The sequence below is a fragment of the Candidatus Solirubrobacter pratensis genome (assembly GCF_000425945.1).
GTDB lineage: Bacteria > Actinomycetota > Thermoleophilia > Solirubrobacterales > Solirubrobacteraceae > Solirubrobacter > Solirubrobacter pratensis.
This window is the reverse complement of sequence record NZ_KE384481.1, coordinates 483,498-504,063: the sequence shown is the minus strand read 5'-3', so window position 1 is coordinate 504,063 and position 20,566 is coordinate 483,498. Positions and strand designations below refer to the sequence as shown.

Genomic DNA, 20,566 nt, shown 5'->3' with positions numbered 1-20,566 from the left:
AAAGAACGCGTCGCGCGGGCCGATCACGCCGTGCATGCGAATCCTCTGCCTCCGCTGCCTGAAGCTGTGGCCGCGCGATCGTGTCGCGCAGCGGGCTTCGTGCCCGCACTGCGGCGGGGCGCTCGACGAGACGCCCCGCTAGCCGTTCTCCGGGCTCAGCGCCTGCGCAGTCCCGGCTCGAGAGCCGGATTCGCGTAGCCGCTGTCGGCATGGTTGAGGTTCACGCCCGGCGGCACGATCTCGTCGACGCGGTCGAGCAGCGCGTCGTCGAGCTCGAGCTCGGCGGCCGGGAGCTGGGACTCGAGGTGCTCCATCGTGCGCGGCCCGACGATCGCGCTCGTCACCGCGGGGTGGTTGATCGCCCACGCGATCGCGAGCTGGACGAGCGGGATGCCCGCCTCGTCGGCGAGCGCGCCGAGCGCGTCCGCGGCCTCGAGCTTGGCCTGGTTGCCGGGGATCGACAGGTCGAAGCGCTGGGGGAGGCGCTCGAGGCGGCTCGACGTCGGCAGCTCCGCGCCCTTGCGATAGCGCCCGGAGAGCCAGCCGCCGGCGAGCGGGCTCCAGACGATCGCGCCCATGCCGTGGCGCTCGATCGTCGGCAGCACGTCCGCCTCGATCCCGCGCACGAGGATCGAGTACGGCGGCTGCTCGCACTTGAAGCGCTCCAGCCCGGCACCCTGCGCCGCCCACTGCGCCTCGACGATCTGCGACGCCGGGTACGTGGAGGAGCCCGCGTAGCGCACCTTGCCCGCGCGGATCAGGTCCGTCAGCGCCGACAGCGTCTCCTCGACGTCGGTGTCCTCCTCCGGGCGGTGCACCTGGTAGAGGTCGATGTAGTCGGTGTCCAGCCGTCGCAGCGAGTCCTCGACGGCGCGGATGATCCAGCGGCGCGAGTTGCCCTGGTGGTTCGGGTCGTCGCCCATGACGCCGTGGAACTTGGTGGCCAGGACGACGTCGTCGCGGCGGCCGCCGGAGAGCGCCTTGGCGACGATCTCCTCCGATTCGCCGCGCGAGTAGACGTCCGCGGTGTCGATGAAGTTGACGCCGGCGTCCAGCGCGGCGTGGATGATGCGGATCGAGTCGTCGTGGTCCGGGTTGCCCCAGGCGCCGAACATCATGGCGCCGAGGCAGAGCGGGCTGACGCGGACCCCGGTCCTACCGAGAGTGCGGTACTCCATCCCACGACCGTACCCCGCGCTCGTGGTCGAGCAGCTTGCGCTTCACGTCCAGGCCACCGGCGTAGCCGGTGAGCTTGCCGGTCGAGCCGACGACGCGGTGGCACGGGACGATGATGCTGATCGGGTTCCGCGCATTGGCGCCGCCCACCGCGCGGGCCACGCTGCCCAGCTCGCCGGCCAGCTCGCCGTAGGACACGGTCTCGCCGTACGGGATCTCGGTCAGCGCTTCCCAGACGCGCCGCTCGAACTCGGTGCCCGCGGGCGCGAGCGGGAGGTCGAAGCGCTCGAGCTCGCCGGCGAAATAGGCGTCGAGCTGCGCCGCGACGGCTGCGAACGCGCCATCATCGGCAGGCGCCTCGGCATGCAGGCGATGACCGCCCGTGTAGAGCCGCGTGAGACCGTGCTCGCCGGCCTCGACGAAGAGCGGTCCGATCGGGCTGGGGAGGAGTGCTCGGTGCATGAGGTTTCCAACGCGGCGCGCGCCGGGAAGTGTGATGATGGCGGCGACCGGATCGAGGTGTTCGTTGGTTCAGGCCTGCGTATACGCGGTCCGTGCGCCCCGCAGCAGCCTGAACGTGCCGTCTCCGGTTGCGGTGACGGACGCGGGACGGCATGGGCCGATCGTCGGATCCCGCCCTGATGGGCTTGTCTCAAAGGCCAGGCTGGACCTAGACTCGAAGCTGGTCACCGATGTTCTGCGATCCCTCTGACACCACGCGCGATCGGCTGCTCGACACGGCCGAGCGCCTGTTCGCCGAGCACGGCTATCAGGCGACGACCATGCGCGCGGTGACGACCGAGGCGGCCGCCAACATCGCCGCGGTCAACTACCACTTCGGCTCCAAGCAGGCGCTGCTGGAGGCGGTGGTGCATCGCGCGCTGGCCCCGCTCTCGGAGGAACGCCGCAACCGGCTCGACGCGCTCGAGCCCGGCGCGCCGGTCGAGGCGATCGTCGACGCGATCATCAGCCCGCTGATCGAACGGCTGGACGGGGACGCCGAGCCCTCCCGCGTGATCCACCTGATCGGCCGCCTGCTGGTCGATCCCGACCCGGAGATGCGGGCGCTGGTCAAGGCCGAGGTGCACGAGGCGGAGCGCTACCAGCTCGGGATGCTCGAGCGGGCGCTGCCCGAGCTTCCCCGCGATGAGCTGTGGCTGCGCATGCGCTCGATGTTCGCCGTCGTGGGCGCGCACCTGACGGGCGCGTTCGAGAACCCCGCCCCCTGCCTTCCCGAGGGCGGCGGCTGCGAGGACCTGCGTGCGCAGCTCGTGACGTTCCTCGCCGCCGGCCTTCGCGCGCCGGCCACCGCGCTCGCGCCCGCCTAAGGCGAACCTCCGCAAGAGGTACCGCAGGCCTTACCCCAGCCTGGGAGGGAGCCCCCTTCCGACCCCGGTTCAAACAAGCGTATGATGTGCAGTCCGAACTCGAAACAAGCGTTTGAACCAGGACTGTGCCCATGACAAGTGATCGAGCGTTCGCTGAGCATCCGCTGCTCACCGCCGCTGATGAGCGGCGTCTCGCGCGCCGGATCGAGCGAGGTGATCTCGAGGCCAAGGACCGCCTTGTGCGGTCCAACCTGCGACTGGTCGCATCGGTCGCGCGCCGCTATGTCGGCCGCGGGCTGCCGATGGAGGACCTGCTCCAGGAGGGCGTCGTCGGGCTGATCCGCGCGGCAGAGAAGTACGACTGGCGCCGCGGGACCCGCTTCTCGACCTACGCGGTGCCGTGGATCCGGCAGGCGATCACCCACGCGCTGGCGAACACGAGCCGGCTCGTGCGCCTGCCCGCGCCGCAGCACCTCGAGGCCGACCGGCTGGCGCGCGCGGAGCGCGGGCTGCTGGAGACCGGCCGCGAGCCGAGCGCGAAGGCGCTGGCCGCCGCGACGGGCATGAAGGAGGCCGCCGTGGAGCGCGTGCGCCGCGCCGACGCGCCGGTCGCCTCGCTCGATGCGCCCGTGGGCGACGGCGCCGGCAAGCTCGCCGACGTGCTCGCGCGCCCGGACGACACGCAGCCGCTGGATGTCGCGATGGCGGCCGAGCGCCGGCGAGCCCTCCGCCGCTCGCTCGAGCGCCTCGAAGGCCGCGACCGCGACGTGATGTGGCTGCGCTACGGGCTCGACGGGCACGGCCAGCGCACGCTCGGCGCGGTGGGAACCGCCGTGGGCCTCTCGCCCGAGCGCGTGCGCCAGCTCGAGGCCGCCGCGCTCGATCGCCTGCACCAGGACGAGGAGCTGCTGGGCTGGGTCGCCGCCGCCTGATCCGGGCGCCTAGAATGGAATGAGTTGCCGCTCCGGCCGCGCCGCCGGGCGGCTCGTTCGTGCCATTCGAAAAGGAGATGCCTGTGGCGGTAGAGCAGAAGCTCGAAATCGACGGCGAGGTCACCGAGGCCCTGCCGAACCTGCTGTTCCGCGTGAAGCTCGAGAACGATCACGAGCTCCTCGCCCACCTCGCCGGCAAGATGCGCCGGTTCCGCATCCGCGTGCTTCCCGGCGACAAGGTCCGCGTCGAGGTCTCCCCGTACGACCTCAACCGCGGGCGTATCGTCTACCGATACAAGTAGTTCAGGCCGGGACCATTCCCTGCTCCGGGTTGACGTTCTCGACGTCTCGGGAGCGCAGGAGCAGGGCCATCAACACCGCGCCGAAGGCGACCAGGATCGCCGCTGACGTGAAGGCGACCTGGAAGCCCTCGACGAGGCCCGCCGCTCTGTCGGCCGGCGACGGCGGATGGCCGAGGTCCTGCAGCCAGCTCGTCGTCTTCTCCGCGGCGAACGTCGACAGCACCGCGAGCCCGAGCGCCCCGCCGATCTGCTGAGACGTGTTGAAGAGCCCGGACGCCAGGCCGGCGTCGCGCGGCTCCACGTTGGTCGTGGCGATCAGCGTGATCGGCACGAACGTGTTCCCCATCCCGAACGCCATCAGCAACAGGCCAGGCAGCAGGTCCGACGCGTAGGAGCCGTCGACCGGCACGCCCGAGAGCACGAACAGGCCGGCCGCCGCGCAGACCATCCCGCCGATCGTGTTCGCGCGCACGCCGACCCTGCGCACGAGCAACTGCGCCGTGCCCGAGCCGGCCACGATGCCCGCCGTGACGGGCAGGAACGCGAAGCCCGCCTTCAGCGGCGAAAAGCCGAGGATCTCCTGCACGTACAGCGTCGCGAAGAAGAACAGCGCGAACAAGCCGCCGGCGACGAGCAGCAGGACGAGGTTCGCGACCGCGAGCGAGCGGATCCTGAAGATGCTCAGCCGCACGAGCGGACCCTCCCTGCGCGACTCGGCGACGACGAACGCCGCCAGCAGGGCGAGCGCGACGGCCCCGAGGCCGAGCGTGCGGCCTGAGCCCCAGCCGAACGACTGCGCCTTGACGATCGCGTAGACGAGCACGATCAGGCCCGAGGTGACGAGCACGGCGCCGAGCACGTCGAACGAGCCCGCCCCTTCGGCCTTGGACTCGCGGACCAGCCGCGCGGAGAGCGCGACCGTGACGATGCCGACGGGCACGTTGACGAAGAAGATCCACTCCCACGACAGCGAGTCGACGAGGATGCCGCCGAGCAGCAGGCCGAACGCGGCGCCGCCGGCGGCGATCGCCCCCCAGACGCCGAGCGCCTTCGTGCGCTCAGGCCCTTCGGGGAACGTCGTCGTGATGATCGACAGCGCGGCAGGGGAGACGAGCGCGCCGCCGAGTCCCTGCAGGCCGCGGAAGATCACCAGCTGCGTGCTCGTGGTCGAGAGCCCGTTCAGCAGCGAGGCGAGCGAGAACAGCAGCGTGCCGGCGATGAAGATGCGCTTGCGGCCGACGAGGTCGGCGGCGCGGCCGCCGAGCAGCAGGAAGCCGCCGAACGTCAGCGTGTAGCTGTTGATCACCCACTGCAGGTCGGCCTGCGAGAAGTCGAGCTCGCGCTGGATCGTCGGCAGCGCGACGTTCACGATCGTCGCGTCGAGGATGACCATGAACTGCGCGAGGCAGACCAGGACGAGCGTGACCCAGCGGTTGCCCTCGGCGGTGTGCGCGGGCTGCGACATGGAAACCTGCACCGTACCGCAGGGGTGAAGCGGTGAGCTCGGGCGATCAGCGGGCGGCGGCGGCGGCGAGGACGCGCTCCAGCGCATCCGCGTCCGCCGCGGTCTCGACGAAGCGCACGCCGGGGTAGCGCGCCGCGACAGGCGCCACCGAGACGCGGTGGTCGAGGTCGACGGCGATCACGGTGTCGTAGTGGCGGGCGGCGGCCATGTGCGTGACGCCGAGCTCCTCGGTCGAGGACTCGGGCACGCGCAGCTGGACCTCGCCGTCGCCGGTCGCGGCGATCGCGTCACGCGCGCGCTCGATCAGCGCGGGGGACTGCGCCGCGTGGCCGCCGAGTACGACGAGGACCCGCTGCTGGCTGCCCTCCGCGACCTGCGCGCAGCCGGCGGCCGCGGCCGCGAGGAACGTCGCGGCGAGGGTGGTGCGGAGTTGGTTCATACGAATGAGCGTACTACGTATGACCAAGCTGTCAAGTTGCGGTTCGGTGACGCGGGCCCGGCGGCGGGCGCGAACCCCTACGCGTCGCGCGGCGGCGCCGTCGAGCCGCGGACCACGAGCCGCACCGGCAGCTTCTGGTCGGCCGGGGGCGGCACGCCGTCCAGCGCCGAGGCGAGCGCGTGGAACGCCGTCGCGCCGAGCTCCTGCGCGTCGGCCGCGACCGTCGTCAGCGGCGGGTCGAGCACGACGGCGAACGCGAGGTCGTCGAAGCCCACGACCGACACGTCCTGCGGGATCCGGACCCCGCGCTCGCGCGCCGCGAGGTAGATGCCGCCGGCGAGCATGTCGTCGTCGCAGACGAACGCGGTCGCGTCGCTCTCGAGCAGCTCGCGTCCTGCGCGTGCCGCGTCGGCGAAGGTGATGTTCGTGCGCGCCGTCACGGGCGCCGCCAGGCCCTCGCGCTCCAGCCGCTCGCGCAGCCGCGCGTGCCGCAGCTCGAACGTCTGCGCCTCGAACGACGCCGCGAGATGTCCGAAGCGCCGGTGGCCAAGCCCGAGCAGGTGGTCGATCGCCTGGTCGAAGCCCGACTCGACGTCGAGCCGGACGACGGGCAGGTCGCCCGGCAGCACCTCGATCGCGATCGCCGGCTGCGTCTCGCCCGGGGGCAGCCCCGCCTCGAACAGCAGCAGCCCGTCCGACGGGCCCGCGAGCAGCGCCTCGACCGAGCGCGCCTCCCACGTCCGGTCCTCGCCGATGTCGACCAGCATCACCGTGTACCCGGCCTTCATCGCCTCGGCCTGCGCGCCGCGCAGCATCGGCCCGAAGAACGGGTTCGTGATGTCGGGCACCACCAACCCGACGGTGCGCGCGACGCCGGTGCGCAGCGTGCGCGCCGCGACGTTCGGGCGGTAGCCGAGCTCGGCCGCGGCCGCGCGGACCGCCTCCTCCGTGCGGGCGGATATGCGCCCGCGGCCCTTGCCGGACAGCACGAGCGAGACCGTCGACTGCGACACGCCGGCACGGCGGGCCACATCGACGCTGGTGACACGTGACGGAACGGTGATCTCAGCCATCCTAGGGTCCGATGGAGGACCTGGTCGAGGAGGTCGTCGCGATCGCGGGCCGCGATCTCACGCTGCTGCGCCCGCGCGACGCCGAGGCGCTGCTCGACGATGAGGCGTTCGAGCACGAGGAGTTCCTGCCCTACTGGGCCGAGCTGTGGCCGAGCGCGCTGGCGCTCGCGCGGGCGATCGGGACGCGCGCGCTGCACGGCGCGCGGACGCTCGAGCTGGGCTGCGGCCTTGGGCTCCCCAGCCTCGCGGCGGCCGCGGCGGGCGGACGCGTGCTGGCGACCGACTGGGCCCCGGACGCCGTCGCGATGACCGCGCGCAACGCCGAGCGCAACGGGCTGGTGCTCGACACGCTCGCGTGCTCCTGGACCGAGCCGGAGGCGCTGATCGAGCGCGGGCCGTGGGAGCTCGTGCTCGCCTCCGACGTGCTCTACGAGGCGCGCAACGGCGAGGCGCTGCTGCCGCTGCTCCCGCGGCTGCTCGCGCCGCGCGGCGAGGTCTGGCTCGCCGACCCCGGCCGTCCCGCCGCCGAGGGCTTCTTCGCGCGCGCCGCCGGCGCCGGCCTCGACGTCGTTCGCCGCCCGGCCGCCGAGCTTCCGCGCGGCGCCGTCTACCGCATACGCTCTCCGGCATGAGCACCCAGCGAGACAAGGCCGAGGCGCTGCGAGCGCTGCACCGGCCCGGCGAGCCGCTCGTGCTCGTCAACGTCTGGGACGCCGCGTCCGCGCGCGTCGTCGCCGCCGCCCCCGGCTGTCAGGCCGTCGCCACGGCGAGCCACTCGATCGCCGCCGCGCATGGCTTCGCCGACGGCGAGGCGATGCCGCGCGAGACGATGCTCGCCGCGATCGGCATCATCGCCGGCGCCGTGGAGCTTCCGGTCACCGCCGACCTCGAGCGCGGCTACGGCGACGCGGGGGAGATCGTCGCGCTGGCGATCGAGGCCGGCGCGGTCGGCTGCAACCTGGAGGACTCCGAGCCGGACGGCACGTTGCGGGCGGCCGAGGAGCACGCCGCGCGGGTCGCCGCGGCGCGCGCGAACGGTGAGGAGCTCGGCGTGCCGGTCGTGATCAACGCGCGCACCGACGTCTACATCCGCGACGTGCCCGAGCCGGAGCGGCTCGTGGCGGCGATCGAGCGCGCGGAGGCCTACATGGACGCGGGCGCGGACTGCATCTTCGTGCCGGGGCTGCGGGACCTCGATGCGATCAGGGAGATCGCGGCGCGCGTGCCGGTGAGCGTGCTCGCCGGCGCGGGCGGGCCGGCGCGGGCGGAGCTCGCGGCCGCCGGCGTCTCGCGCATCAGCTACGGCCCGGGGCCGATGGGCGTCGCGGCGGCCGCGCTGCGCAGGGCCGCCGAGATGCTGCTGGCGGGCGGCGAGCCGCCCGCCGATCTCGCGTTCAGACCCTGATGATCAGCGCGCGCGTGCTCGGGCCGCCGCGGCGCCGCAGGCGGTGCGGCGTGTGGCCGTCGAACACGAGGGCGTCGCCTTCGCCGAGCTCGTGCACGGTGCCGTCGAGCTCGACGTCGATCGCGCCGCGCGCGACGTAGACGAGCACGTCGCCGGCGTGCGCATCGGGCTCCGCGGGCCAGCGCCGGTCGCCGCTCCACTCCTGCACCGCCGGCGCGGCGGCGAGCAGCTCGCGCGTGCCGCGCCCGCTCTCCTCGCGCCGCAGCAGCCGCACGTCGCGCGAGCGCGGCGGCGCCCACAGGTGCGCGACAGGCACGCCGAGCGCTTCGGCGATCCGCTCCACCGAGACGACGCTGGGGCGCGCGAGCCCGCGCTCGACCTGGCTGAGGAACGGGTGCGAGAGGCCGGCAAGCCTGCCGAGCGCCTTGAGCGTGAGCCCGCGCTGGCGCCGCAGGGAGCGGACGCGTCCACCCAGGTCGGAGCCTATGCCGTTGTTGAAAGTTTGACCGCTAAGCACCGTCTTCCAGACTAACGGGAGTGGTATGCAAGCGCTGACACCCTCGCCTCAGGCCTGGGCTTGTGGTCAGGCAGCGCGCCGCGCCCCCGCCGTCTGGACGCAGAGCGAGGCCAGCGCGCGCACGGCGCCCGCATAGCGCACGCGGCCGCTCGCGAGCACGGTCACGGTCGCCGCGGCGGCGGGCAGCTCGTCGAGTCGGTGCGTCGCCCACAGCACGGCGGCGCCGTGGGTCGCGCGGGCGGCGACGACCGTGCGGACGGCGCCGGCCGCATCGAGCTCCATCCCGTGCGCCGGCGCGTCGATCAGGAGCACCGCGGGCTCGGTGATCAGCGCGCGGGCGACCGCCAGGCGGCGGCGCATCCCCGAGGTCCACTCGCCGACCGCGACCTGCGCGGCGGCGCCGAGGCCGGCCTCGTGCAGCAGCGCGTCGGCGCGCTCGAACGCCTCGCGGTGCGCCATCCCGTGCAGGCGGCCCGCGAACGCGAGGTTCTCGAAGCCGGAGATGCGCTGGTAGGCGACGTCCCCTCCCGCGTCGACGAGCGCGATCCGGCCCTTCAGCGCCGGCGCGCCGGACGGCTCGCCGAGCACGCGCGCTTCGCCGGCGGTCTGGCCGAGCCGGCCGGCGAGGATGCGCAGCAGCGTGCTCTTGCCGGCATTGCCCGGACCGAGCAGGCCATGAATCTCGCCGCGCCCGACCGACAGATCCACATCCTCCAACACCTGCTGGGGACCGAAGCGACGACCGAGCGAGCGCACCGCGATCGGCTGATCGCCGGGCTCCCTCATCGCGAAGATCATCCTCGCGCTCAGCCTTTCTCGACCTATCCGAAGGTCAAGGGCGATCCTCGCCCTGCGGGCTCGGATCGCTGCACGGTACCCTCGCGCGCTCATGGCACCCGAAGAGGAGGCGGCGCTCGCGGCGCTGGACACGGAGGCGCTCGCGCGCGATGCGGCCGCGGCGGTGCGGGTGCCGAGCGTGACGGGCGCCGAGCGCCGGGTGCTCGAGCTGCTGGCGGCGCGGGCGGGGGAGCTGGGGCTGGAGGCCGACCTGCACGCGCACGACCTGGCGGCGCTGCGGGCCGCGCCCGGCCATCCGGGCGAGGAGGCGCCGCGTGAGGAGCTGTGGGGACTGACGGCGACGCTGCCCGGCTCCGGGCCCCGGATCGCGATCAACGGGCACGTCGACGTCGTCGGGCCCGGCACGGAGCCGTGGTCGCACGGGCCATGGTCGGGCGAGCTCGCCGGCGGCCGGCTCTACGGGCGCGGAGCGGTCGACATGAAGGGCGCCGTCGTCGCGGCGCTGCACGCGCTGGCCGCCGTCAAGGCCGCCGGCGCGACCTCGCCCACGGTCGTCCTGCAGGCGGTGTCCTCGGAGGAGGACGGCGGCCTCGGCACGTTCGCCGAGCTCGAGCGCGACGCCGCGTTCGACGCCGCCCTGCTCCCGGAGCCGACCGGCTTCGCCGTCGTCTGCGCCCAAGCCGGCGCGCTGACCTTCAAGGGCGTCGTCCGCGGGCGCTCGGCCCACGCCGCGGCGCGGCTGGAGGGCTGCTCCGCGCTCGACCGCTACGTGCGCGTCCACGCGGCGCTGGCGGCCCACGAGGCGGCGGTCAACGCGGACGTGGCGCATCCGCTGATGCGGTCGTTGCCGCTTCCGTACCCGCTGCTCGTCGGACGGATCACCGGCGGGACGTGGTCGAGCCAGGTGCCCGACCGGATCGAGTTCGAGGGGCGCCTCGGCGTCCCCGTCGGCGCCGGCCTCGGCGAAGCGCGAGCGGCGCTGCAGGCCGCGGTCGACGCGGCGCTCGACGACGGCGAGCCGCCGTGCGTGCTGACGTGGGAAGGCGGCGCGTTCGCGTCCGGAGAGACGCCGCGGGACCACCCGTGGGTCGCCGCGGTCCGCGAGGCGGTCGCCGCGGAGCGCGGCTCGGCGCCGGTGGTCGGCGTGCCCTACGGGGCCGACATGCGGCTCTTCACCGCCCGCGGGATCCCGGCCGTGATGGTCGGGACCCCGGGCATCGAGCTCGCCCACGCGGTCGACGAGCACGTCGAGCTCTCCGAGCTCACCGCGGTCGCGCGGATGATCGTGCGGCTCGTGCTGCGGAGCGCGTGAGCCGCGGCGGCTCGGGCTTCCCGCCGGCGCGCAGGCGCTGCTCGACCGCGCGGCGTGAGCTGCGAGGCGCGCTACGCGCGGACCGAGATCGGCGACGCGCCGGCGGGCGGGTGACGCCCTAGATGCGGCCGGCGTCCTTCGCCGCCTGCTCGGCGGCGTCGAGCTTGCGCTCCACCAGATCCAGGCCGCGGTCCCAGAAGCCGGGGTCGGCGAGGTCGACGCCGACGATCGCGCCGAGCTCCTCCGGGCTGCGCGACCCGCCCGCGCCGAGCAGCTCGAGGTACTTGGGCACGAACGCGTCGCCCTCCTCCTCGTAGCGCCCATACACGGCCAGCGCCAGCAGCTGCCCGTAGGCATATGCGTAGACGTAGCCCGGGGTCGCGATGAAGTGGGGCACGTAGGACCACCACGACCGGTAGCCCTCGGTGACCTCGACCGCGTCGCCGAGCAGCTCCACCTGCGACTCCGCCCACAGTTCGCCGAAGCGGTCGGCCGACAGCTCGCCCTCGTCTCGCCGCCTGGTGTGCACGAGGTGCTCGAAGCTGTTCATCGCCACCTGGCGGAAGACGGTCGCGATCGACCCCTCGATCGACTCGGCCAGCAGCGCCAGCCGCGACTCGGGCGTCGGCGCGCGCTCGAGCAGCCGCCCGAACACCAGCGTCTCGCCGAACACCGACGCGGTCTCGGCCAGCGTCAGCGGCGTCGCCATGTGGAACACGCCCTGGCGCGACCCGAGCGCCGCGTGGACGCCGTGGCCGAGCTCGTGCGCGAGCGTGAGGACGTCGCGTCGCAGGTACGTGTAGTTGAGCATCACGTACGGGTGCACGCCCGGCGTCCCGTAGGAGCAGAACGCGCCGCCGCGCTTGCCCGGGCGCACCGGCCCGTCGATCCAGTGCTCGTCGTAGAAGCGCTTGACGATCGCGCCGAGCTCGTCGGAGAAGCCGGCGTAGGTCTCGTGCACGAGGTCGCGCGCCTCGTGCCACGGCACCTTCTCCTGGTCGGAGGTGACCGCCGCCATGCGGTCGTAGTCGGCGAGCTTGTCGAGGCCGAGCAGCCGGGCCTTGAGCCGGTACCAGCGGCGGGGCAGCTCGTAGCGGGCGCGGACGGCGTCGATCAGCGCCTGGACCGACTCGTCGGACGCCTCGTTGGCGAGGTTGCGCGAGGCCAGCCAGTGCGGGAACGAGCGCAGCCGGTCGTCGGTCGCCTTGTCGGCGAGCAGCGTGTTGAACGCGAAGCCGCGCGTGCGCAGCCCCGGCTGCAGCGCCGCGGTGACGCGCTGGGCGGTGTCGCGCCGGATCTCGCGGTCAGGCGAGAACAGGCGGGCGAGGGCGACCTCGAGCGACACGGGCTCGGACGCGTCGGCCAGCTCGACCTCGATCGCCGCCGTCTGCTCCTCGAACAGCCGCACCCACGCGGTGCGGCCCGACAGCGCCTTCTCCGTGAGGACCTTCTCCTCCGGCTCGCTCAGCAGGTACGGCCGGTAGCGGCGCGCGGTGGCGAGGTGGTGGCGCGCGAAGTCCAGCCCGTCCGCGGCGAGCAGCTCGTCCGCCTTCGCGTCGTCGAGGGCGGCCCATTCGAGCTGGAAGAACAGCAGCACGGTCTCGATCGCCGTGCCCTTCTCCTCGACGCGCTGCAGCAGCGCGCCGCGCGCCGGATCGGCCGTGTCGACCGAGAACGAGAGGTGCGCGTAGGTGCCGGCGCGCGCGGCGATCTCCTCGATCTCCGCCAGCTCGCGCATCAGCGTGACCAGCCCGGGGCCGTCGAGCGACGCGACCTTGCCGGCGTACGCGGCGGCGAACGCGTCGGCGCGCGACTTCGCGTCGTCGAGCAGCGCGTCCACGGCGGCCTGCGGGTCCTCGGGACCCGCGCCGGCGATCAGGTCACTGAGATCCCAGGCGACCTGCTCGAGCTCGGGATCGGTGAGGGCTTCCGGGGCGGTCATGCCCCTCAGCCTACGAACAAGGCTTCAGCGTGAGATCGGAGACGGCGCTCCCGGCGCGCAGCCCGTCGAGGAGGATGGCCACGTGGCGGCGCCACGCCTCGGTACAGCTGTGCGGCTTGCGCGTCGCCGTGCCGACCCCGCACATGACCATCACGATGTCGTCGACGATCACGTCCGGCCGCAGGGCGCCGGCCGCCTGAGCGCGCTCGACGAGCGCCGTCATCGCGGCGGACGCCTTCTCCTGCAGCGCCTCGTCGAAGGTCAGCGGGCCGGCCATCTCGGCCATCACCTCGGCGACCGCGCGGTCACCCGCGAGGATCTCCGCGCTGGCCCACATCGTCGCCTCCAGCGCCTCCCAGGGATCGGCGTCCTCGCGCGCGACCTGCTCGGTCGCGAACGCGAGCAGGCGCTCGAACGCATCGAGCGCGATCGCGTCGATCAGCGCCTCCTTGGTCGGGAAGTGCCGGTAGACGGTGCCGACTCCGACCTCGGCGCGCTTGGCGACGTCGTCCATCTGGGCGTCATGACCCTGCTCGGCGAAGACCGCGCGGGCGGCCGTCAGGACGCGCTCGCGATTGCGCCGAGCGTCTGCGCGGAGGGGGCGTCCTGAGACCTGTGTCATGGGAGAAGGAAAATAGGGCCTTGAAAGCGGAACGTCAATTCCGTATGGTACCAACCGAAACCGGAACCCCGCTTCCACTTAGTTCGGCTAACCCCACCAGGAGCACTGATGACAACCACACCCTCGACCGATCGCCGCTGGCTGGCGCTCGCCCTCTTGGCCGCGGCGCAGTTCATCGTCGTGCTCGACGCGGCGATCGTCAATGTCGCGCTTCCGTCCATCGGCCGCGCGCTCGACTTCTCCCAGGACAACCTGTCCTGGGTCGTCAACGCGTACACCCTGACGTTCGGCGGCTTCCTGCTGCTCGGCGGCCGCATGGCCGACCTGATCGGCCGCCGCCGCATGTTCGTCATCGGCCTCGTGCTGTTCGCATCCGCTTCACTCGCAGGCGGCCTGGCCCAGAGCGACGTATGGCTGATCGTCGCGCGCGCGGTCCAGGGCCTCGGCGCCGCGCTCGTCTCTCCGGCCGCGCTCTCGCTCGTGACCGTGCTCTTCAGGGAGGGTGCGGAGCGCAACAAGGCGATGGGCGTCTGGGGCGCCGTCTCCGGCGCCGGCGGCGCCGCCGGCGTGCTGTTCGGCGGCATGCTGACGCAGTGGGCCGGCTGGGAGTGGGTGCTGTTCGTGAACGTGCCGATCGGCATCGCCGCGGCGCTGATCGCCCCGCGCCTGCTGCCCGAGAGCCGCAACGCAGGCCCGCGCCACTTCGACGTCGCGGGCGCCATCGCCGTCACCGGCGGTCTGTCGCTGCTCGTCTACTCGATCGTCAACGCCAACAAGGCCGGCTGGGCCTCGGCGGAGACGCTGATCCTGATGGGCGTCGCGGTCGCGTCGATCGTCGCGTTCGTCGCGATCGAGCGCAGGACGAAGGCCCCGCTCGTCCCGTTCCCGGGCATCTTCCGCATCCGCACGATCACGAGCGTGAACGTCGTCGCGCTGCTGATCGCGATGTCGCTGTTCTCGATGTTCTTCTTCGTCTCGCTGTACATGCAGCAGGTGCTGGGCTATGACGCGCTGAAGGCGGGCGTCTCCTATCTGCCGCTGGCGGGCGGGATCATCGTCTCCGCGGGCATGGCCTCCGGCCTCGTCACGCGCTTCGGCTTCAAGCCGATCCTCGTGCTGGGCATGGTGCTGACCGCAGGCGGCCTGGTCTGGTTCGCGCAGATCTCGGCCGGCGGCTCGTACCTCGGCGACATCCTGTTCCCGTCGCTGCTGTCCGCCTTCGGCCTCGGGTTCGCGTTCGTGTCGATGACGGTCGCCGCCGTGGCGGGCGTCGAAGGGCATGAGGCCGGCCTCGCCTCGGGCCTGATCAACACGTCGCAGCAGATCGGCGGCGCGCTCGGCCTGGCCATCCTCGCCGCGATCGCCAACTCGCGCACGGACTCGCTGCTCGGCGACGGCACCGCCCGCGCGCAGGCGCTGACCGAGGGCTTCGGCACCGCGATGACGGTCGGCGCCGGGTTCGCGATCGCCGGCGCGCTGCTCGCGCTGTTCACGATCTCCGGCCGCGCCAGCCGCGAGCACGCCGCGGCGGCTCAGGCAGGCGAGGTGGAGGTTGTGCCCGTCTCTGCCTAGGTTCATCACCGGCGACACAAAGGGCGCCGCGGCGGTCACCCCCCGTCGCGGCGCCTTGCCGCCCTCACAGCAGCGGCATCGGGATGCCGCGGAAGCGCTGGGCGTCGATGATCGCCTCGTGCACGCGGGGCTCGAGGAAGTGCAGGGCGCCGCCGGCCACGAAGAGCGGGCGTGACACCTCGAGAGGGTAGGCAGGCGGCCTATGGGTAGGTTTTGAGGATGTTGTTTGGCAAGGAGCACGTTGAGCGCTACCGGGCGACCGGGGGCGAAGAAGGACACGACTGGCGCGGCACGCAGACGCTGCTGCTGACCACGAAGGGGCGCCGCAGCGGCCAGCCGCGCGAGCTGCCGCTGATCTACGGGCGCAACGGCGACGACTACCTGATCGTGGCGTCCAAGGGCGGCGCCGACGAGCCGCCGGCGTGGTTCCTGAACCTCGAGGCCGATCCGGACGTCGAGGTGCAGGTCCGCGACGAGCGCTTCAAGGCGCGCGCGCGGGTCGCCGACTCGCAGGAGCGCCGGCAGCTGTGGCCGACGATGACCGCCGAGTGGCCGGACTACGACGAGTACCAGAAGAAGACCGACCGGCAGATCCCGATCGTCGTCCTCGAGCGCGCGTCCTAGGGAGCCGGGGCACCGGCGAGCGCGAGCAGCGCGCCGGCGATGCCCGCCGCGACGAGCGTCTCCACCACGCCGCGCCTTGCGGCCAGCAGCGCGACCGCTGCGGCCGCGAGGATCGCCGCCTGCCACGGTTCCTCGAGCGCGCGCGCGAGCGCGAACGCGGAGCCGAGGATGGCGCCGATCGCCGCCGGTCCGGCGCCGTCGAGGAACGCGCGCACGTCGGCGTGGGCGCGCAGGCGGCCGAAGCGGCCTGCGCCCGCGAGGACGAAGGCGAACGACGGCGCGAACGCGATGGCCGCGGCGAGCAGCGCGCCCGGCACGCCGGCCGCCGCGTAGCCGACGGCGGCGACGGTGTGCACCACCGGCCCCGGCGTCACCTGGCCGAGCGCGACGGCGTTGAGGAACTGCTCCGCCGTCATCCAGTGGTGGCGGTCGACGGCGTCGCCCTGCATCAGCGGGATGATCACGAAGCCGCCGCCGTACGACAGGGCGCCGACCTTCAGCGCGACCCACGCGAGCCCCGCGCTCGGCGCCGAGGCCGCGAAAAGGACCGGCCACGCGTGGAGCGCGGCGCGGCGACGCGTGAGCTCGAGCGCGCCGGCCGCGAGCAGGACGAGCACGACCCAGGGGGCGGCCGCCGCGGCCGCGGCGGCGCCGGCGGCGGCATAGGCGATCCAGCGCAGCCCGCTCGGCGCCCGCGTCCAGCTCGCCGGGATCAGCGCCCAGGCCGCCTGGACCGCTACGGCGGCCACCGCCGCGCCGGCCCCTGCTCCCGCGCCCCGGACCCACTCCGGCGGGCTGCTCGCGAGGAACACGGCCGACAGCGCGAGGATCGCGACCAGCCCGGGAAGGATGAATGCGAGGCCGCCCACGAGCGCGCCCGGTCGCCCGCGCACGCGCCACGCCGTGTAGATCGCCAGCTGCGTGCTGGCGGGCCCGGGCAGCAGGTTGCAGGCCGCGATCGCGTCCTCGAGCTCGTCGTGCCCGAGCCAGCGCCGGCGGTCCACCACGAGCTGCCGCAGCAGCGCGATGTGCGCCGGCGGGCCGCCGAATCCGAGGCAGCCGATCCGGCCCCACTCGCGCAGGACCACGCGAAGCGGGATGTCGCGCATGCGCCCCGCAGGCTACAAACGACAGGGTGCGCAGAACCATGCGCCTCCTCTTCGGGGCACTCGCCCTGGTGATCCTCGCCGCCGCCTCGTGATCCTGCGGCCGAGCGGCGATGACTCCGGCGACGAGCGCCGGAGTCGGGCGAGCAGATCGCCTCGCTGCGCGTCGATCCGGACTAGCCCACGTAGAGCCGCGCGTTGCGGTCCTCGCGGGTGCCCGCGAAGCGCTGCGGGCGGCCGCCCTGGGCGTCGAGGTAGGCCAGCTCGCGCGAGACGCCGGCGAGGCCCTTGCCGTCGTGGTCGACCATCCAGGTCTCGAGCGCGACGCCGGTGCGGGTGGCGCGCAGGCGGAACATGCGCGCCTGCTGGGGATAGTCGGCGAGCGAGGACGTGCCGACGAGCCAGAACCGCTTGTGGCGCGTGACCACGTTCTTGTGGCGGTTGCCGGAGATCGCGGCGACGACGCGCGCGTCCCGGTCGAGCGCGGCGAGCGCTGCGGCGCCGCCGTCGGACGCGTCGAGCGGGTTGTGGGAGAGGACGATCACCCAGCGGTCGCCGGCCTGCTGGAGCTGGGTGGTGAGCCAGGCGGTCTGGGCGGCGGTGACGAGGCCCTTGGAGGTGCCGTCGCGGCGGACGGTGTCGAGCGTGATCGCGCGGACGTGCGGGCCCACGTCGACGGCGTAGTCCATCAGCCCACCGGGCGCGGCGGTTCCCTTCGCGCTCGCCGCGATCAGTCGCCGCTCGACCTGCGGCGAGCTGAGCATGCGCCGGTGCGGATCGCGCGGGGTCGGCACGCTGGGCAGGGACGCCGCGCCCGAGAGGACGGCCGCGACCGCCTGCTTGGCCTGCGTCTCCTCGGTGGGCGGCTGGAGCCCGGGATCGAGCGTGGTCACGAGCCGCCCACCGGTCGCCCACGCCTGGATCGCCGGTGTGGGCGGAACCTCGCCCTGCGCGAGCACGTCGTGGTTGCCGACGATCGGGTACCACGGCGCGTCGAGGCCGGCCGCCTTGAACGGCCGCTGCGCGGCGGCGAGGGAGCCCGGATGCCGAGGGGAGTCGTGATCGGGGCGGTAGTAGAAGGGATCGGCCGAGTCCGCGGCCTGGACGCCGTCGTAGCCGGGCGCGCCGCTGCCGGGGTGGACCTCGCGCCCGTCGAGCGTGTCGATCGCCATCGTCAGCTCGTTCTCCTGCGCGTTGTCGACGATGTCGCCGGTCACGAAGACGGCCTCCGGCCGCTCGCGGTTGAGCGCACGGACGGACGCGTCGAGCGTCTGCGCGGAGAACGCCTCCTGGGGGCGGAACGTCGACGTGAAGCGGCCGCCGAGGCGGTCCAGGAACGGCACGCGCGCCGGGGACTCCTCGTCGCGGACGTGCGTGTCGGTCAGCTGCGCGAAGGTCGCCAGGGTCGCGCCGGGCGCCGCCCTGCCGCCGCGGTCGACCAGCGGCTCGCCCGGCCCAGCCTGCAGGAACCCGTCCCCGTCGGGATCGGCGAGCGTCGCCTGGAGCGTCGAGCCGGCAACGGCGGGCGAGGCGGCGCGGTCGCCGCTGCAGGCGGGGACGGCGACGGCCGCGAGCGCGAGGATCGCCGCGGCGAGCACCGCCGCGCGCGCCCGGCGCGGGCCTGCCGTGGCGGCGTGGCGGATCTCCTCGGGCGGTCTCATTCCTCGCGCAACCCCGCGACGATCGGCTCCCGCAGGACGCGGCGGGCCACGATCGCGGTCGCCGCCGCGGCGAGCGCGAGCAGGCCCGCGACGACGAGCGCCACCTGGCCGCCCGTGGGTGCGAGCGGCAGGGACGCGAACCCCGCCGCGAGGCGGGCGACCAGCGGGCCGAACGCGAACGTCCCGAGCAGGACGCCGGCGAGCGCCGCCGGGATCGCCACCGCCGCCGCCGCGCCGGCGAGCACGAGCGCGACCGTCGCGGCGTCGGCGCCGCAGGCGCGCAGCAGGGCCACCGCGCCGCGCCGCTCGCGGGCGGTGACGGTCAGCGCCTGGATCAGCGCGTAGAGGCAGACGAGCCCGACGGCGAGCCCGACGCCGCGCAGGACGGCCGCGAGCACCGCCAGGAAGCGGGCGTCGTCGGTCTGCGCGCCGCCGACCGGCGTGAGCTGGGCGCCGAGCGCTTCGAGCCGGCGCACGACGGCGTCGCGATTCGCGCCCGCGCGCACTCGGACCACGATCTCCGGCGAGACGGCCGGGTCGGCTGCGAGCAGCCGGCCGGCCCGCACCCACGCGATCCGCCCGTCGTTCTCGAGCGCCCGCACCACGCCGCTGACGCGGAACCGCGCCTCCTCGCCGTTCGGCAGCTGCGCGGCGAACACGGAGCCGGGGCTGAGCCCGAGCGCGTCGGCCATGCCCTGGCCGACCTCGATGTCGCCGGCACCGCGGATGCGCCGGCCTTCGGCGAGCGGAGGCGCCTCGAACCGCGTGTGGTCGCCGGGATACGCGACGAGCCGCACGGGCTCGCCGAGCCGGAAGGAATCCGCCGCGTCGACGCTGTAGCGCCGCCCGACGGCGGCGACGCCGGGCACCTTCGCCGCCTCGCCCACGCGGCTCGAGTCGAGCGTGAGGCTCAGCTGGTAGCGCTTGCCGACCGTGCCCGGATCGGTGCGCAGCCGCTCGAGCAGCGACGCGAGCGCGAGCATCAGCGTCACGACGCCCGCGCACACGGCGATCGTCGCGACGGCGGCGACCCACCGCCCGCGCGCTGCGGTGGCGAAGCGCGCGCCGAGCGCGGCGAGGCCCCCACCGCGGGTCGCGGCTCGCCGCCGGCGCGCCGGCACCGCGACGTCCCCGCCGCGCAGGATCTCGACCGGCGGCCGCCGCGCCGCCTTCCACGCCGGCCAGGTGGCGGCGGTGACGACCACGAGCGTGACCGCGAGCAGGCAGACGGCCAGCGGCGGGACGAGCGCCCAGCCCGGGCTGAGCTCGTTGAGCGCGGCCAGGAGGTCGCCGGCCGGCCGCGCGACCAGCGCGGCGCCGGCCGCGATCCCGAGCCCCGCCGCCGGGATCGCCACGAGCGCGGCCTCGGTCGCCTGCAGCGCCGCGATCCGCGCCGGCGTGAAGCCGAGCGCGCGCTGCACGCCGAGCGCGGGCAGCCGCCGCTGGACGTCCGCGTGCGCGCCGGCCGCCAGCATCGTGCCGGCGGCGACGAGCGCGACGAGCGAGAACGCGATCAGCAGCGAGATCACGATCCCCGCCGCCTGGGAGAGCAGGACCCGCACGCCGTCGCGCGTGATGAACTGCAACCGTCCGAGGCCGAACGAGACCGCGCGCGCCTGCGTCAGCGTCACGTCGGCCTTCGACGGGTCGTTGAGCCACAGCAGCGCGACGTTCGGGTCCGGCCGGAAGCCGAGCCATTCGGGGGACACATAGACGCGCGCCGCCTTCGCCAGCGGATAGGCGACGTTGTCCGGCGAGACCGCGATGCCGGCGATCCGCAGCCAACCGAGCCGCCCGACGCGCAGGTCGTCGCCGGCCTTGAGCCCCCACTCCTGCGCCAGGCCCCGCTCGACCACGACCTCGCCGGGCGCGCCCGTCAGATCGTGTCCGGACACGACGAGGTAGCCGCGGCGGCCGCCGAGGACGAGGTCCAGCGCGCCCTGGCCGGTCGACTTCGCCGCGCTGTCCAGCGCCACGTTCGTCCGCTCCCACCGGTACGAGCGCGCCGCGAGGTTCGGCAGCGCACTCACGCGGGCGTCGACCCGCGAGAGCCGGTCGGAGGAGAAGCGCGCGATCACGTCGGGCAGGTCCGCGCGGTCCGCCGAGCGGTCGAACCCGGTCGCCAGCGAGTACCCGACCGTGGTCGCGGTGCCGGCGACGAGCGCGGCCGCGAAGACGCCTGCCGCCGCCAGCATGGTGCGCGAGCGGCGGGCACGGAGGCCGGCGAGCGCGTCGCTCAGCACCGGCGCCCGCCCTGGGCGGCGGCGATCGGGCCGGAGGAGCGCGGCGGTC

The 20,566-nt window shown here is 74.1% G+C and carries 20 protein-coding genes; 8 read left to right on the top strand and 12 right to left on the bottom strand.

The window, feature by feature from the left end:
- Window positions 1–155 precede the first annotated feature (155 nt).
- Both H958_RS0131985 and H958_RS41935 read right to left on the bottom strand, forming a co-directional pair.
- Entirely contained in the window at window positions 156–1,178 is a 1,023-nt protein-coding gene (locus tag H958_RS0131985; protein WP_028061636.1) for an aldo/keto reductase, read from the bottom strand.
- Window positions 1,156–1,638, bottom strand: a complete 483-nt coding sequence (locus tag H958_RS41935; RefSeq protein ID WP_037412203.1) for a methylated-DNA--[protein]-cysteine S-methyltransferase — start codon at window positions 1,636–1,638, stop codon at window positions 1,156–1,158. The genes H958_RS0131985 and H958_RS41935 overlap by 23 nt, the downstream gene beginning before the upstream one ends.
- A gap of 230 nt (window positions 1,639–1,868) precedes the next feature.
- Here H958_RS41935 and H958_RS0131975 point away from each other — a divergent pair, with 230 nt between their 5' ends.
- The 3 genes from H958_RS0131975 (at window position 1,869) to infA (ending at window position 3,738) form a co-directional block, all read left to right on the top strand.
- Window positions 1,869–2,504 (top strand): TetR/AcrR family transcriptional regulator, encoded by a 636-nt coding sequence (locus H958_RS0131975; protein WP_028061635.1) that lies wholly within the window; start codon window positions 1,869–1,871, stop codon window positions 2,502–2,504.
- A 131-nt stretch (window positions 2,505–2,635) separates the two neighbouring features.
- On the top strand, window positions 2,636–3,436 hold the full coding sequence (locus H958_RS41930) for a sigma-70 family RNA polymerase sigma factor (protein ID WP_051325098.1): 801 nt from the start codon (window positions 2,636–2,638) through the stop codon (window positions 3,434–3,436).
- Between the two features lie 77 nt (window positions 3,437–3,513).
- Window positions 3,514–3,738 carry a translation initiation factor IF-1 gene (gene infA, locus H958_RS0131965; protein ID WP_196807666.1) on the top strand — a complete coding sequence of 75 codons (225 nt, stop codon included), beginning with the start codon at window positions 3,514–3,516 and terminating at the stop codon, window positions 3,736–3,738.
- Window position 3,739: 1 nt separating this feature from the next.
- Here infA and H958_RS0131960 read toward each other — a convergent pair whose 3' ends face one another.
- From H958_RS0131960 to H958_RS0131950, 3 genes are all read right to left on the bottom strand, one after another.
- On the bottom strand, window positions 3,740–5,203 hold the full coding sequence (locus H958_RS0131960; RefSeq protein ID WP_028061633.1) for an MFS transporter: 1,464 nt from the start codon (window positions 5,201–5,203) through the stop codon (window positions 3,740–3,742).
- 46 nt (window positions 5,204–5,249) lie between these two features.
- Window positions 5,250–5,642: a hypothetical protein gene (locus tag H958_RS0131955; RefSeq protein WP_028061632.1), complete on the bottom strand. Its 393-nt coding sequence runs from the start codon at window positions 5,640–5,642 to the stop codon at window positions 5,250–5,252.
- 77 nt (window positions 5,643–5,719) lie between these two features.
- A complete protein-coding gene (locus tag H958_RS0131950; protein WP_028061631.1) occupies window positions 5,720–6,715 on the bottom strand; it encodes a LacI family DNA-binding transcriptional regulator in 996 nt (331 codons plus the stop codon).
- A gap of 11 nt (window positions 6,716–6,726) precedes the next feature.
- Between H958_RS0131950 and H958_RS41925 the strand changes: the two genes are divergently transcribed.
- A complete protein-coding gene (locus tag H958_RS41925; protein ID WP_051325096.1) occupies window positions 6,727–7,347 on the top strand; it encodes a class I SAM-dependent methyltransferase in 621 nt (206 codons plus the stop codon).
- Window positions 7,344–8,120, top strand: coding sequence for an isocitrate lyase/PEP mutase family protein (locus H958_RS0131940; RefSeq protein ID WP_028061630.1), 777 nt, complete (start codon window positions 7,344–7,346; stop codon window positions 8,118–8,120). Before H958_RS41925 ends, H958_RS0131940 begins: the two co-directional genes overlap by 4 nt.
- Here the strand turns inward: H958_RS0131940 and H958_RS41920 are convergent.
- Both H958_RS41920 and H958_RS41915 read right to left on the bottom strand, forming a co-directional pair.
- Window positions 8,110–8,637: a helix-turn-helix domain-containing protein gene (locus H958_RS41920; RefSeq protein WP_051325095.1), complete on the bottom strand. Its 528-nt coding sequence runs from the start codon at window positions 8,635–8,637 to the stop codon at window positions 8,110–8,112. The two genes, H958_RS0131940 and H958_RS41920, sit on opposite strands and share 11 nt — an antisense overlap.
- A gap of 66 nt (window positions 8,638–8,703) precedes the next feature.
- Window positions 8,704–9,423, bottom strand: coding sequence for an ATP-binding cassette domain-containing protein (locus H958_RS41915; RefSeq protein WP_196807665.1), 720 nt, complete (start codon window positions 9,421–9,423; stop codon window positions 8,704–8,706).
- Window positions 9,424–9,526: 103 nt separating this feature from the next.
- Here H958_RS41915 and H958_RS0131925 point away from each other — a divergent pair, with 103 nt between their 5' ends.
- Window positions 9,527–10,747 carry a M20/M25/M40 family metallo-hydrolase gene (locus H958_RS0131925; RefSeq protein ID WP_037412200.1) on the top strand — a complete coding sequence of 407 codons (1,221 nt, stop codon included), beginning with the start codon at window positions 9,527–9,529 and terminating at the stop codon, window positions 10,745–10,747.
- 118 nt (window positions 10,748–10,865) lie between these two features.
- Here H958_RS0131925 and H958_RS0131920 read toward each other — a convergent pair whose 3' ends face one another.
- A complete protein-coding gene (locus H958_RS0131920) occupies window positions 10,866–12,689 on the bottom strand; it encodes a M3 family oligoendopeptidase (RefSeq protein WP_037412197.1) in 1,824 nt (607 codons plus the stop codon).
- 10 nt (window positions 12,690–12,699) lie between these two features.
- A complete protein-coding gene (locus tag H958_RS41910) occupies window positions 12,700–13,311 on the bottom strand; it encodes a TetR/AcrR family transcriptional regulator (RefSeq protein WP_081686493.1) in 612 nt (203 codons plus the stop codon).
- Between the two features lie 108 nt (window positions 13,312–13,419).
- Here H958_RS41910 and H958_RS0131910 point away from each other — a divergent pair, with 108 nt between their 5' ends.
- Entirely contained in the window at window positions 13,420–14,883 is a 1,464-nt protein-coding gene (locus H958_RS0131910; RefSeq protein WP_028061627.1) for an MFS transporter, read from the top strand.
- A gap of 219 nt (window positions 14,884–15,102) precedes the next feature.
- Entirely contained in the window at window positions 15,103–15,507 is a 405-nt protein-coding gene (locus H958_RS0131900) for a nitroreductase family deazaflavin-dependent oxidoreductase (protein ID WP_028061626.1), read from the top strand.
- Here H958_RS0131900 and H958_RS0131895 read toward each other — a convergent pair.
- The 3 genes from H958_RS0131895 to H958_RS0131885 all read right to left on the bottom strand — a co-directional run bounded on the left by H958_RS0131895 (window position 15,504) and on the right by H958_RS0131885 (window position 20,517).
- Window positions 15,504–16,616, bottom strand: coding sequence for a chromate transporter (locus H958_RS0131895; protein ID WP_028061625.1), 1,113 nt, complete (start codon window positions 16,614–16,616; stop codon window positions 15,504–15,506). The two genes, H958_RS0131900 and H958_RS0131895, sit on opposite strands and share 4 nt — an antisense overlap.
- 173 nt (window positions 16,617–16,789) lie before the next feature.
- Window positions 16,790–18,274, bottom strand: a complete 1,485-nt coding sequence (locus H958_RS41905; protein WP_037412195.1) for a metallophosphoesterase — start codon at window positions 18,272–18,274, stop codon at window positions 16,790–16,792.
- The gene (locus tag H958_RS0131885; protein WP_028061624.1) at window positions 18,271–20,517 is read right to left on the bottom strand and encodes an ABC transporter permease; all 2,247 of its coding nucleotides are present in this window, start codon (window positions 20,515–20,517) and stop codon (window positions 18,271–18,273) included. Before H958_RS0131885 ends, H958_RS41905 begins: the two co-directional genes overlap by 4 nt.
- Window positions 20,518–20,566: the final 49 nt, after the last annotated feature.

Excerpts from the sequence above, each read along its gene's own strand:
- H958_RS0131985 (WP_028061636.1), bottom strand. The coding sequence starts at position 1,178 with ATGGAGTACCGCACTCTCGGTAGGACCGGGGTCCGCGTCAGCCCGCTC.
- H958_RS41935 (WP_037412203.1), bottom strand. The coding sequence starts at position 1,638 with ATGCACCGAGCACTCCTCCCCAGCCCGATCGGACCGCTCTTCGTCGAG.
- H958_RS0131975 (WP_028061635.1), top strand. The coding sequence starts at position 1,869 with ATGTTCTGCGATCCCTCTGACACCACGCGCGATCGGCTGCTCGACACG.
- H958_RS41930 (WP_051325098.1), top strand. The coding sequence starts at position 2,636 with ATGACAAGTGATCGAGCGTTCGCTGAGCATCCGCTGCTCACCGCCGCT.
- infA (WP_196807666.1), top strand. The coding sequence starts at position 3,514 with ATGCCTGTGGCGGTAGAGCAGAAGCTCGAAATCGACGGCGAGGTCACC.
- H958_RS0131960 (WP_028061633.1), bottom strand. The coding sequence starts at position 5,203 with ATGTCGCAGCCCGCGCACACCGCCGAGGGCAACCGCTGGGTCACGCTC.
- H958_RS0131955 (WP_028061632.1), bottom strand. The coding sequence starts at position 5,642 with ATGAACCAACTCCGCACCACCCTCGCCGCGACGTTCCTCGCGGCCGCG.
- H958_RS0131950 (WP_028061631.1), bottom strand. The coding sequence starts at position 6,715 with ATGGCTGAGATCACCGTTCCGTCACGTGTCACCAGCGTCGATGTGGCC.
- H958_RS41925 (WP_051325096.1), top strand. The coding sequence starts at position 6,727 with ATGGAGGACCTGGTCGAGGAGGTCGTCGCGATCGCGGGCCGCGATCTC.
- H958_RS0131940 (WP_028061630.1), top strand. The coding sequence starts at position 7,344 with ATGAGCACCCAGCGAGACAAGGCCGAGGCGCTGCGAGCGCTGCACCGG.
- H958_RS41915 (WP_196807665.1), bottom strand. The coding sequence starts at position 9,423 with ATGAGGGAGCCCGGCGATCAGCCGATCGCGGTGCGCTCGCTCGGTCGT.
- H958_RS0131925 (WP_037412200.1), top strand. The coding sequence starts at position 9,527 with ATGGCACCCGAAGAGGAGGCGGCGCTCGCGGCGCTGGACACGGAGGCG.
- H958_RS0131920 (WP_037412197.1), bottom strand. The coding sequence starts at position 12,689 with ATGACCGCCCCGGAAGCCCTCACCGATCCCGAGCTCGAGCAGGTCGCC.
- H958_RS41910 (WP_081686493.1), bottom strand. The coding sequence starts at position 13,311 with ATGACACAGGTCTCAGGACGCCCCCTCCGCGCAGACGCTCGGCGCAAT.
- H958_RS0131910 (WP_028061627.1), top strand. The coding sequence starts at position 13,420 with ATGACAACCACACCCTCGACCGATCGCCGCTGGCTGGCGCTCGCCCTC.
- H958_RS0131900 (WP_028061626.1), top strand. The coding sequence starts at position 15,103 with ATGTTGTTTGGCAAGGAGCACGTTGAGCGCTACCGGGCGACCGGGGGC.
- H958_RS0131895 (WP_028061625.1), bottom strand. The coding sequence starts at position 16,616 with ATGCGCGACATCCCGCTTCGCGTGGTCCTGCGCGAGTGGGGCCGGATC.
- H958_RS41905 (WP_037412195.1), bottom strand. The coding sequence starts at position 18,274 with ATGAGACCGCCCGAGGAGATCCGCCACGCCGCCACGGCAGGCCCGCGC.